Source organism: Synechococcus sp. H55.9 (assembly GCF_047462355.1).
In the GTDB taxonomy this organism is placed as follows: Bacteria; Cyanobacteriota; Cyanobacteriia; order Thermostichales; family Thermostichaceae; genus Thermostichus.
Genome location: NZ_JANSJB010000002.1, coordinates 47,038 through 58,517, shown reverse-complemented (window position 1 = coordinate 58,517; position 11,480 = coordinate 47,038). Strand labels below are relative to the sequence as shown.

Genomic DNA, 11,480 nt, shown 5'->3' with positions numbered 1-11,480 from the left:
TCAGACTAGATTGAGACAGCCCCAAGCGCTCCACGCCGCCGGCGCGTTCGCCTTTGGCGGCACCCAACACTCCCAGCCCTCACCCCCGGCCCCTCTCCCTTTGGGAGAGGGGAGTTAGGGATTGGCTCAAGGAACTGAGGATATGTTTTGTGGGAGCCCAAGATTTCCATGGCTTTGGTGCGGATCTCTACCCTCGTTTTTGAGAAGTCGGAATAAAGGACAAGGACTCCGTCCCGCTGACGCGATCAGAGGGCTACCAAAGAAGCAGATACCCCCTGCTGTAACTCCGACAACAGAGAGGCCGGGCGCCCCTTATAAGGCCAGGCAAAAGCGTGGCGAAAAGCTGCTTCCTGACAGTGTTTGAGCTGCTCGAAATCGATAATGTCGTGGGTGAGCAGGTTCTCGTACTCAAACGGCAGGCGCACATTGTGCAAGCCGGCGTTGTCGGTGCAGATGGCGATATCTACCCCTGCCTCAAAGCAGCGATCAAACACAATCTTGAGGGGATCCAAACTGGACAAGGTGCCCGTTTTTAGATAGGTGGTGGGACAAACTTCCAGGCATTGTCCTCGCCGCGCCAGCTCCGGCAGCAACTCTGGATAGTGAAGGGGAATTTGAATGCCGTGGCCAATCCGCGAGACATAGGGCAGCAGCTCTGGGTAGCAGCCATCCAACGTCTCGTAGAGGTGGGCAGTGGTCTTGAGGCCGCGGGCCAAGGCATACTTGAATAGCTCGATCCACTCGTCCATGCGTTCGCCGTAAGGCTTGTCTCCCCCAGCCAGGTCGATGGCACTCACATATTCCGACTCGGCAGCAGCTTCAACCATAGCCCGGTTGATGTGGCTGGGGAGGCGGGAGTGCAAACACACAATCTGAGTGGTAACAATGGGGTATTCCCGCTGCTGGCTGGCCTGTCCCACCGTCTCGATTACCTGGCGCATTTGCTTGAGGCGATCTGCCTCGTCTAGGCTGGGATCCGTGCGCAGGTAGGGGGTGTAACGAATTTCTAGGTAGGCCAGATCCTCAAATACATAGGCTCCCCGCAGCAGACGGTAGATGAAATAGGGTAAGCTTTCCAGGGTTTGCACCTGTTCCACCAGCGTGTGCAGCTCCAAGTAATCTTCAAGGGTGTTGCGCGGGCGGGTGTAGAACTCTTCAAACTCGGCATAGGTGGGAAAGCGCTCCGCCAGAGGGGATCCCTGGCGATGCAAGTAGCGCCACAGAATCCGAGGGACGACAGAACCGCCCAGGTGGCGGTGCAACTCCGCATGAAGTGCCATAGGTCGGGGCTCCCCATCGCTGCCCGCGCAGGAGCAGACTTGGTTTGTTTAAGTACTATCTTTACTCTTATCCAACTGCCTCGAGCTTGTCCAGGCGGAATTGCGCAAGCTCGGTTGGAAGTTTAGATCGTCAAGCCGATCCCCTGCCCATCGTGATAAGCAGCCAACAGCAGGTCGGTGGTGGTATCCCAGGCAATCTCGCCCAAGCGCGACAGAGCAATGGCCCCCAAGGAGCGGCGGCGTTGGCGGGCCTCTTGAAAAGACTTGGCCATGGCCGCTTTTAGGCTGAGGCCATCTTCCACTCGAATGACAATCCGTGCCGCCAAGCTCTCATCCAAAATATCTTCCCCAACACCGGTGCAACTGACTCCCGCTGCCGCACTGGCGTAGGTTCCTGCGGGCGTGGCCGAATCGCTCACCCGCCCCACCCGCTCAAACCCCCGCCCGCCGGTGGAGGTGCCAACACAAATGCGCCCCTGTTGATCCAGCGCCACCGCTCCAACCGTGCCCATGGCCAGGGCGGTGAGCACCCTTGACGGGGGATGGGTCTGGCGCAACTGCACCCACTCCTGCAGCCGCTTGAGAGTGGTCGGGTCATAGACCGGCAACTTCAGTTCCCGCGCCAGCTCTGCTGCCCCCTGTTCGGCCACCACCCGATCCGGGCTGGATTGCAAAGCCTGGGCCAGGAGGATGGGATGCTGAACCCGGCTGACGTTGATCACCCCACTAAAAGACTGGGTGGCCCCGTTCATGAGGGCGGCGCTCATGCGGATCTGCCCATCCGACTGCAAGACCGATCCTGTGCCGGCGTTGTAGAGGGGATCATCTTCCAGCAGTTGGCAGGCATGTAAGACAGCCGCCTCTGCCGCTTGCCCTGCCAACAGCAGCGCATAGGTACTTTCCACCACCTGCCGCAGGGATCTCCTCACCTTTTCCAGGCTGTCTTCTCCTTCTAGGGCACTGCCGGCTCCGCCGTGGATAATGAGTTTGGGCTGAGGCATGATGGGTTCGGATACCTTGTGAGGCTACTGGGGGATGGTCTTTGCTTTTTGGGTTCACCCTTCACAGATACCACTTTCCAGGAACGCCGGCGGAAAGGGAGGAAGAGTCTTAAGATAATTCTGTGGATTTGCTAAGCATAGATACTCAACGGCAATCCTGGAAGAGGGCTGTCGGGTTGTGGCCGGCAGTGGTTCTCTTGGATCGTATGGCATGAACGAGGTTCTATCGATGGCGCTGCCCAGCTTGAACGAGTTCCCCTGGCTGACCACGGTCATTGTGTACCCTGTGTTGGCCGCTCTCTTTATCCCGTTGATCCCGGCGCCGGCTGGGGATCCCAGTACCCGCGCCTACGCGCAAAAGTTGGCCGAGCGGATCCGCTGGTTTGCTTTGTTCATCGCAGTCACCGATCTGCTGATTCTGCTGGCCGGCTTTTATGTCGGCTACGATCCCGCCCAGACGGGCTTGCAACTGCTGGAGCGCTACACCTGGGTGCCGCAGGTGGGGCTAAGCTGGTCGGTGGGGGCCGATGGCCTCTCCATGCCGCTCATTCTGCTCACGGCTTTTATTACCACGCTTGCCATCTTGGCCGCCTGGCCGGTCACCCTCAAGCCGCGCCTGTTTTACTTTCTCATGTTGGCCATGTACGGCGGCCAGATCGGGGTGTTTGCCGTGCAGGATATGCTGCTGTTTTTCCTGATGTGGGAGCTGGAGCTGATCCCGGTCTATTTGCTCCTCTCCATTTGGGGGGGATACAACCGCCTCTATGCGGCCACCAAGTTCATCCTCTACACCGCCCTCAGCTCGCTGTTTATCCTGGTGGCGGGCTTGGCTATGGCCTTCTACGGGGATCCCATCAGCTTTGACATGACGGATCTGGCCCACAAGGCCTATCCGCTGAGTTTCCAGTTGCTGATGTATGGGGCTTTCCTGATTGCTTATGGGGTGAAGCTGCCCGTCTTCCCCCTGCACACCTGGCTGCCCGATGCCCACGGCGAAGCCACGGCGCCGGTTCACATGTTGCTGGCCGGGATCCTGCTCAAGATGGGGGGCTATGCCCTGATGCGCATGAATGTGGGCATGCTGCCGGATGCCCACCTCTACTTTGCGCCGGTGCTGATCGTGCTGGGGGTGGTGAACATCATCTTTGCTGCCCTCACCTCCTTTGCCCAGCGCAACCTGAAGCGGAAGATCGCCTACTCCTCCATCAGCCACATGGGCTTTGTCCTCATCGGCATCGGATCCCTGACCGAAATCGGCATGAGCGGCGCCATGTTGCAGATGATCTCCCACGGGCTGATCGGGGCCAGCCTGTTCTTCTTGGTGGGGGCCACCTACGACCGCACCCACACGCTGGAGCTGGAGGAAATGGGCGGCGTCGGCCTGAAGATGCCCAAGATTTTCTCGATGTTCACCACTTGCTCGCTGGCCTCTCTGGCTCTGCCGGGGATGAGCGGCTTTGTGGCCGAGCTGATGGTGTTCATCGGCATGGCCACCACCGATGCCTACTCTCTCCCCTTCCGGCTGGTGGTGGTCTTTCTGGCGGCGGTTGGGGTGATCCTGACTCCTATCTACCTGCTGTCGATGTTGCGGCAGATCTTCTTTGGCCCGGAAAACAAAGAGCTGACCGAACATGAAGAATTGGTGGATGCCGAGCCGCGCGAGGTGTTCATCATCGCCTGCCTGCTGATCCCCATCATCGGCATCGGGTTTTATCCCAAGCTGGTCACTAGCCTCTACGACCAGTCCACCAATGCCCTGGTGGCCTTGCTGCGCCAGGAACTCTCCTCCCTCGGAGCGACGGTTGCCCAAGCCCCTGCCCTTTACAACACTGAGCCAAATTGAGGAGAGGGAAGCCGGTGTAGCTAGCCTTGGCTTTTTTCTCCAATGGGCTTGCGGCTCTCGCCGCCTTGAACTCGCATCCAGCCAAACAATGTCCCGATCGTCAGTTGGATCCCTTGAGCAAAAGCGGGAACGGGGATAACCTCTTGCGGATCCTCATGCACTGTTGGCTGCTGTCCGGCAGGATAGGCGAAAACGACCCTTTCTTCGGGGGCCACGATCCACCCCATCTGGCAGCCGTGGGCCAAGCCAATCAAGATCTTTTTGACCAGCTTCATTTGATCTTGATCGGGAGAGAGAATCTCGATGATCCAATCTGGGCAAAAGGGGATGAAATTTTGAATGGTGCCATCTTCATCCACAGGGATCCGCTCCCAGGCGATCACAGAAATATCGGGCACAATCGCATATCCGGCAAAAGTGCAGCGCAGCTCTGGAAATGCCATTCCCAGTTGAGAAGGCTCCAACATCTCGTTAATGAAGCTGCCCAGTTTTAGTTGGAGACGGCTATGCTTTCCCTGTGGCATAGGCTTCTGGATAATTTCTCCTTCAATAAACTCGCTGGCAGGCTGAGTTTCCGGCTGTTGTAGAAAGTCTTCCAGAGTTAGAGGCTTGGCAGATAGACTGACCATAGCTTGCTCCTATCACGCTGCTATTTGATTAACAATAGGCTCAGTAAAGTATCAAAGCCGATCAAAACAGATCCCTGTCCCGTTGTTGCCAAGTCATTTGGCGGTCATAAGGGCTTTTGCCAGAAAATAACCCCATCAACGGCCCCAAGATGGCCCCAAACACAAAGCCGCCCGCGTGGGCCCAGTAGGCAATCCCTCCCCCCTGCATGCCGATGTTGATGGGCGTCTGCAGGCTGGCGATGCCGTAAAACGCCTGTTGCACAAACCAAAAACCCAGGAACACCCAGGCGGGAACATAGATGGTTGTAATGAAAATGCCCAGAGGCACCAGGGTCAAGATCTCAGCTTGTGGAAAACGCAAGATATAGGCTCCCAACACCCCGGCAATGGCCCCACTTGCCCCCAGCGAAGGAATGGTGGATTCCATATCGAAAAACCACTGGGTTAGGGCGGCCAAAGCTCCACAAGTCAGGTAAAAAATGAGGTAGCGCACATGCCCCAAGCGATCCTCAACATTGTTGCCGAAAACCCACAAAAAGAGCATGTTCCCACCAATATGGAGAAAGCCCCCATGCAAAAATTGCGAGGTGAATAGGGTCATCCATTCGGGGCGCAGCGAAGAAGTGACCTCCCCTCGAAAACTCGCCGTCAACTCTACCGGTACCACTGCCCACTCTCGGAAAAAAGCCACCAACTCTCGCGGCGATAAGGTAAGCTCATACACAAAAACCAAGATGTTGATGAGCACCAGGGCATAGGTGACGTAGGCCGTGCGGGTGGTTGGGTTGCGGTCTTGCAGAGGTACCACAGTTGAGATCCAGTTGACATCACCCTCTAGCTTAACCTGTCTCTTCCTACCCCTCAGACTCACCTCTAAAACCCCACTTGAGGCTACACTGGAGTGGTCTGCTGGGAGCCATGCTTACAGTTGGGATCCCCTGTCTGTAGAAATGTTCCGGCTGTTCCCATACGGCCGATGGTGAACTTAGAGGAGTGGACTGATGTCCGAGGTTGAAAGCCCAACTACCCCCCTCAAGTTTTTGATCGTCGAAGATCATCCCGAGGTGGCCCAAAACAACTGCGAGTGGCTGCAGCGGATTGCAGCCGATGCTCAGTGCATCACGGTCAGCAATCCCATGGACGCCATCCTGCGCCTGCAGCGGGAACAGCCGGATTTGGTCGTGGCGGACTTGCTCTACGGTCAAACCAGCGGCGAACAGTCTGCCGAGCCTGGCCTAGAGTTCCTGCGCCACATCTTTGAGAACTACCCCACCCTGAACGTGATGGCCTATTCTAGTGAGCCGCTACTGCTGACTCCATTGGTGGGCTTGATCAGCAAACACCAGGGCGGGTTTGCCGCGGTTAACAAAATGGAACGGCGGACTGTGTTTTTGGAGGGAGCCAAAAGCGCCCTGAATGGAGAATTGCGCATGCCGCGGGAGTTGCGTGGTCTCACGAAGCTGACAGAACGGGAAATTGAGGTCTTGAACTTACTCTGCAAAGAGGCCCTCACCGATCAGGCCATTGCCGATCGCATTCACACCAGCAAGAAGACCGTACAAAACTGCATCCAACGGCTCAAAGAAAAGCTGGATATTTTCGGATCTGAGGATGAGATCAACGCCCGCGTTGCCATGTGTATGACAGCCGTTCAGAAGAAGATTATTCAATGGTAAATAAAGGTAACTAAATGGTAGAGGCCAGAGGATAGCTGTTGCTCTGTAGGAACTTTTATCCGAGACAGTTTTCCACCGGGCTCAGCGGATCCCCAACACAGAGGCGAAGACGCTGTGGCCCACAATGGCCTCTACCACAACACTCAGGGCAAACCCCAGCATGGCCAGCCGTCCGTTCCATCGCTCGGCCTTCTCAGTCCAGCCAATTTCCCACTCCGGCGGGGTGTCGCCGTCTTGACCATACTGCGGCACATACCGCGGGCGACCGGCGCCTTCCCAGCCGGCAGGGCGCTTGGAGTTGAAGAAAGCCATCGAGCCCATCGCAACAGCAGCTACCAGCCCAGCCACCATTACGGCAATGTAGGGGAAAAAGGGATTCTCAAGCATCATCAGCCTGTCAAGATAGGAGTCGAAGGGTAAAAAAGCTCAAGCCAAGGTAGAGCCGCAGCATCTCAAGGCTAAGGGGTAAAGTCTGTGAGATGCCCGATGGGGCTCTACCGGATTATTGCAGATTATTGCAGACCCAGCCACTGAGCGAGAGTGCTGGCAAAAACACTGTGGCCCAGCGCCGCTTCTGTAACCATGCTGATCACGAAGCCCAACATGGCCAAGCGTCCATTCCAACGCTCCGCTTGCTCCGTCCAGCCGGGGATCCAGTCGTTGCTGGTGTCATAGTACTGGGCAACGGATGCGGAATCCAGGCGCGAAGGAATCCTAGGAGACGATTGCATTGTGAATACCTTTATTACTGTACGTAAACAAACTTAACATAAGATTACAGTTTGTGACAAGTTTTGGCTTCCAAGCCCTGACGGCAGAGTGGGTAGGACTGAAGGGATCCCAGATGGGTTTTCCGAGGGCTGGCCCAGAGCGATGTCATACTGAGGGAAACGGGCTTTTTGCGCAGACTATGGCGGTATCCACCCCTTCTTCTCTTAGGCTGGACCATTCTTTCGACCTAGCTGCCCAGGTGCGGTCGGACTTTCCGATTTTGCAGCGCCAGGTCAACGGCCACCCCCTGATCTACTTTGACAACGCTGCCACTTCTCAAAAGCCACTGGCAGTTTTGCAGGCGATGGATCGGTACTATCGGTGCTCCAACGCCAACGTGCATCGTGGGGTTCATACGCTGAGCAACGAAGCCACCGATGCCTATGAGGGGGCGCGGGAAAAGATCGCTCGTTTTATCAACGCCGCTTCGCCACAGGAGATCGTTTACACCCGCAATGCCAGCGAAGCCATCAATCTGGTGGCCTACAGTTGGGGTTTGAGCAATTTGGAACGAGGGGATGAGATCGTCCTTTCGGTGATGGAGCACCACAGCAACCTGATCCCGTGGCAGCTCGTGGCCCAGAAGACGGGAGCCTGCCTCCAGTTCATCCAGATCACGCCAGCAGGAGAGTTGGATCTGGAGCACTACCGGTCTTTGCTCAGCGACCGCACCCGCCTGGTGGCGGTAACCCAGGTTTCCAATATGCTGGGATCCATCAACCCCGTCCAGGAGATCACGGAGCTGGCCCATCGCTACGGGGCCAAGGTTTTGCTGGATGCTTGTCAGAGTGTGCCTCACATGCCTGTGGATGTGCAGGCGTTGAATTGCGATTGGTTGGCCTTTTCAGGGCATAAGATGTGTGGCCCAACGGGGATTGGCATCCTCTACGGCAGGCGGGAGCTGTTGCGAGGGATGCCACCCTTTTTGGGTGGGGGAGAGATGATCGCCGATGTGTACTGGGATCACGCCACCTATGCGGATATCCCCCACAAATTTGAGGCCGGCACGCCGGCGATTGCCCAGGCGGTGGGGTTGGGGGCAGCCGTGGATTACTTGAGCCAGATCGGCTTGGAGCGGGTTCACGCCCATGAACAACGGTTGATCGCCCATTTGTTGGACGGGATCCAAAACATAGCGGGTATCACGGTTTACGGCCCCAAGGATCCGACGCGACGGGCAGGGCTGGTCAGCTTTTCGGTAGAGGCCGTCCATCCGCATGACTTGTCTACCTTGCTGGATGAGCAGGGCATCGCCATTCGAGCGGGGCACCATTGCACTCAGCCCCTGCATCGCTATTTGGGAGTCCAATCCACCGCCCGGGCCAGCGTTTACCTGTACAACACGTTGGCGGAGGTAGATCGCTTCTTGGAAGTGTTGGCAGAAGCGGTGGAGTTCTTCAGCGTTGCTTTGGGCTAGGGATCCGTCACAGGCAGAGGACTTCGTCCCGACTGGCGCCAATCGATATCTCAAGTAACATCAACCAAGTCGGGATGGAAGGCCTGACTCCAAAACCGATGTGGAGACCCTGTAGGACTGGTTTGCCGGCGTCGGTCGGTGAAGCGTCAAAGATCCCTGCCCTAAAAGACAGGGAGTATGTCAACATGATCTAGGTTTGAACTAGGAGGTCGGGGTTGTGATCGAGCCGATTTTGTTGGGGATCGTTTTGGGGATGGTGTTGGTCACCTTGGCGGGCTTGTTTGTGGCCGCCTACAGGCAGTATCAACGGGGCAACAAGATCGGTCTTTGAAAGTTGCCCTGGGTAGGTTAGGCGGAGAAGAAGTGAGGTGGCATGGCGATGCACTGGCTGCGCACCGTTGCTGCTTTGCGGGAGCAGGTAACTGGCTGGCGGGGATCCACCATCGGCTTGGTGCCCACGATGGGATCCCTGCACGAGGGCCATCTCAGCCTGATCCGCCGCTGCCGCCAAGAGTGCGACCGCACGGTGGTCAGCATTTTCGTCAACCCGCTGCAATTTGGGCCCAACGAAGACTGGGATCGCTACCCCCGCGACGAGGAGGGGGATCGGGCCCTGTGTGAAGCGGCGGGCGTGGATGTGGTGTTTGCCCCCGACCCGCAGGAGATGGGCGCCAGCCCGGCAGCCGGCAGCGACCGCACCTGGGTCATGCCTCCCGAGTCCCTTTTGCAAACCCTCTGTGCCCCCCACCGACCGGGGCATTTTCGCGGCGTAGCCACCATCGTGCTGCAACTGCTGAACTTGGTGCAGCCGCAGCGGGCCTACTTTGGCCAGAAAGACGCCCAGCAACTGGCGATCATCCAACGGCTGGTCCAAGATCTGCAGATCCCCACCACCATTGTCCCCTGCCCCACCGTGCGAGAAGCCGATGGCCTCGCCTGCAGCTCCCGCAACCGCTACCTTTCTCCTGAAGAGAGACAGGTGGCCACCAGCCTGTACCGGGCCTTGTGTCGGGGGTATAACCATTGGCAGGCGGGGGATCCCTCGGCAGAAGGGATCCTGGCTGCCGCCCGTGCCGAGCTGGAGCACACCCCTGAACTGCGGGTGCAATACTTGGAACTGGTGGATCCGCAAACCCTCCAGCCGCTGGCCGAGGTGAAAGACAAGGGATTGCTGGCCATCGCCGCCTATGTGGGGCAAACTCGCCTGATCGACAATCTGCTCCTCTCTCCGGCACAAGGGGATCCCTGGGCCGAGAAAGCGCAAAACGCGGCACCGCCTTCCTCGGAGGTGGCTTCTACCCCACGTCGCCCGCTGATTGCCATCGACGGCCCGGCAGGAGCCGGAAAATCCACCGTGGCGCGGGCAGTGGCCGCCCAACTGCAGCTTTTGTACTTGGACACAGGGGCCATGTATCGGGCTATCACCTGGCTGGCGCTGCAGCGGGGGATCCCGTTGGACGACGCCGAGCAATTGACCCAACTGGCCGCCCAAACCCAGCTCACCCTGCAAAGTGGCACTTCTTCGGCAGAGCCGACCCGCATCTGGGCCGATGGCGAAGAAATCACCCAGGCCATCCGCTCCCCAGAAGTGACCCGCTGGGTCTCTCAGGTGGCGGCAGTGCCGGGGGTGCGGCAGGAGCTGGTGAAGCGGCAACGCAGCATTGGCCGGGATGGGGGGGCCGTCTTGGAGGGGCGAGATATCGGCACCTATGTCTTTCCCGATGCTGAGCTGAAAGTCTTTTTGACCGCCTCGGTGGGCGAACGAGCCCAACGCCGGCAACAGCAACTCCAAGCCCAAGGGCAAATGGTGCCCCTCGAAGAATTGAAAGCCCAAATCGAGCAGCGGGATCGCCGCGACAGCGAACGGCTTATCTCTCCCTTGCGGCCTGCCCCCGACGCCATCCTGATCGACACAGATCACCTGAGCCAATCCGAGGTGCAAGACAAAATTGTGATGTTGTACCGACAACTTTTGGATCGATCCGGCCAAGCCCGTTTTGATCAATAGCTTTGAGCAACCGGTTAGGGATCAACACAGGATAAGTTAAGCTTTTCACAAGATCTTCCAAGATCTTCAGCAAGCTAGTCGGTTTGAACAGCTTGAGTGCTCTCTCGTTGCTCAATGAAGACTCTCATCGCAAAAGATGGAGTTGGTGGGTGTTTAGGGATTCTGAGCCTTGGGTTGAGTGCTGAACTTTGGCAAAACCGCTCAGGTGTCGAGGTGCCGGATGGGATCCCGTTGGTGATGAAAATGTGCCGACCCGCTTTTCTTTGCATTGGCCGAAGCTACCCATTTTCTGCTCTGGGCAACATGGATCTGGATCCCGTTCCGCTGTTGCGGACGGAGCGCTATGGTTAATGTCTTCCTCTTAGCCTTTTTGCTTCTCCTTTCGGGAGCTTGCTCTGGGGCCGAAACGGCCATCACGGCCATGGATAACTTGCGCCTGGAATCCCTGATCGAGGAACAAGGGGATCCGCAAGGCTTGTATCGACTGGCCCAACAACAGCGCTCACGGCTGATCACCACCCTGTTGTTGGTGAACAACTTTGTCAACATCGGCATTGCTGCCCTGGCCACAGCCCTCTCCATCGAGCTGCTGGGATCCCAGTTTGGAGCTTTGGCCGCCACTGTGCCCACCACGATCCTGGTGCTCCTGTTTGGAGAAGTAGCCCCAAAGTCCCTGGCGGTGAGTCATCCCCTGGGGGTGTTCCGCTGGGTGGTGCGGCCTGTCCATATCCTCTCGGTGCTGCTGCGCCCTTTTACCGACGCCTTTGAATGGATTGTCAGCCGGCTGTTCAACCTGTTGGAGCTCTCGCCGCTGACGGCCACCGCTTCCCTCAAGGATTTGGAGCTGTTGATCGA

13 protein-coding genes are annotated in these 11,480 nt (G+C 57.7%); 7 read left to right on the top strand and 6 right to left on the bottom strand.

Annotated features, from left to right (window positions below; all coding sequences use genetic code 11):
- Nucleotides 1–245: 245 nt before the first annotated feature.
- Both NW857_RS00695 and NW857_RS00690 read right to left on the bottom strand, forming a co-directional pair.
- Entirely contained in the window at nucleotides 246–1,280 is a 1,035-nt protein-coding gene (locus tag NW857_RS00695; RefSeq protein ID WP_414332611.1) for an adenosine deaminase, read from the bottom strand.
- A 122-nt stretch (nucleotides 1,281–1,402) separates the two neighbouring features.
- Nucleotides 1,403–2,281 carry an isoaspartyl peptidase/L-asparaginase gene (locus NW857_RS00690; RefSeq protein ID WP_414332613.1) on the bottom strand — a complete coding sequence of 293 codons (879 nt, stop codon included), beginning with the start codon at nucleotides 2,279–2,281 and terminating at the stop codon, nucleotides 1,403–1,405.
- A 229-nt stretch (nucleotides 2,282–2,510) separates the two neighbouring features.
- Between NW857_RS00690 and NW857_RS00685 the strand changes: the two genes are divergently transcribed.
- Nucleotides 2,511–4,124, top strand: coding sequence for an NAD(P)H-quinone oxidoreductase subunit 4 (locus NW857_RS00685; RefSeq protein WP_414332693.1), 1,614 nt, complete (start codon nucleotides 2,511–2,513; stop codon nucleotides 4,122–4,124).
- Nucleotides 4,125–4,144: 20 nt separating this feature from the next.
- Here the strand turns inward: NW857_RS00685 and NW857_RS00680 are convergent, their stop codons facing one another.
- Together NW857_RS00680 and NW857_RS00675 are read right to left on the bottom strand one after the other, a co-directional pair.
- The gene (locus tag NW857_RS00680; protein ID WP_414332615.1) at nucleotides 4,145–4,753 is read right to left on the bottom strand and encodes a Uma2 family endonuclease; all 609 of its coding nucleotides are present in this window, start codon (nucleotides 4,751–4,753) and stop codon (nucleotides 4,145–4,147) included.
- 61 nt (nucleotides 4,754–4,814) lie between these two features.
- Nucleotides 4,815–5,561: a rhomboid family intramembrane serine protease gene (locus NW857_RS00675; protein WP_414332617.1), complete on the bottom strand. Its 747-nt coding sequence runs from the start codon at nucleotides 5,559–5,561 to the stop codon at nucleotides 4,815–4,817.
- Nucleotides 5,562–5,754: 193 nt separating this feature from the next.
- On the opposite strand from NW857_RS00675, the gene NW857_RS00670 reads away from it, so the two are divergent.
- Entirely contained in the window at nucleotides 5,755–6,429 is a 675-nt protein-coding gene (locus tag NW857_RS00670; RefSeq protein ID WP_414332619.1) for a response regulator transcription factor, read from the top strand.
- Between the two features lie 81 nt (nucleotides 6,430–6,510).
- Here NW857_RS00670 and psb35 read toward each other — a convergent pair whose 3' ends face one another.
- Both psb35 and NW857_RS00660 read right to left on the bottom strand, forming a co-directional pair.
- Nucleotides 6,511–6,819, bottom strand: coding sequence for a photosystem II assembly protein Psb35 (gene psb35, locus NW857_RS00665; RefSeq protein WP_414332621.1), 309 nt, complete (start codon nucleotides 6,817–6,819; stop codon nucleotides 6,511–6,513).
- A 122-nt stretch (nucleotides 6,820–6,941) separates the two neighbouring features.
- On the bottom strand, nucleotides 6,942–7,160 hold the full coding sequence (locus NW857_RS00660; RefSeq protein WP_414332623.1) for a chlorophyll a/b-binding protein: 219 nt from the start codon (nucleotides 7,158–7,160) through the stop codon (nucleotides 6,942–6,944).
- 179 nt (nucleotides 7,161–7,339) lie between these two features.
- Here NW857_RS00660 and NW857_RS00655 point away from each other — a divergent pair, with 179 nt between their 5' ends.
- From NW857_RS00655 to NW857_RS00635, 5 genes are all read left to right on the top strand, one after another.
- The gene (locus tag NW857_RS00655) at nucleotides 7,340–8,617 is read left to right on the top strand and encodes a SufS family cysteine desulfurase (RefSeq protein WP_414332625.1); all 1,278 of its coding nucleotides are present in this window, start codon (nucleotides 7,340–7,342) and stop codon (nucleotides 8,615–8,617) included.
- Nucleotides 8,618–8,834: 217 nt separating this feature from the next.
- The gene (gene petG, locus NW857_RS00650) at nucleotides 8,835–8,948 is read left to right on the top strand and encodes a cytochrome b6-f complex subunit V (protein WP_414332627.1); all 114 of its coding nucleotides are present in this window, start codon (nucleotides 8,835–8,837) and stop codon (nucleotides 8,946–8,948) included.
- A 48-nt stretch (nucleotides 8,949–8,996) separates the two neighbouring features.
- Nucleotides 8,997–10,625: a bifunctional pantoate--beta-alanine ligase/(d)CMP kinase gene (locus NW857_RS00645; protein ID WP_414332695.1), complete on the top strand. Its 1,629-nt coding sequence runs from the start codon at nucleotides 8,997–8,999 to the stop codon at nucleotides 10,623–10,625.
- A 174-nt stretch (nucleotides 10,626–10,799) separates the two neighbouring features.
- Nucleotides 10,800–10,976, top strand: a complete 177-nt coding sequence (locus NW857_RS00640) for a hypothetical protein (protein WP_414332629.1) — start codon at nucleotides 10,800–10,802, stop codon at nucleotides 10,974–10,976.
- On the top strand, nucleotides 10,969–11,480 hold a 512-nt coding region (locus NW857_RS00635; RefSeq protein ID WP_414367704.1), incomplete at its 3' end, for a CNNM domain-containing protein. The genes NW857_RS00640 and NW857_RS00635, both read left to right, overlap by 8 nt.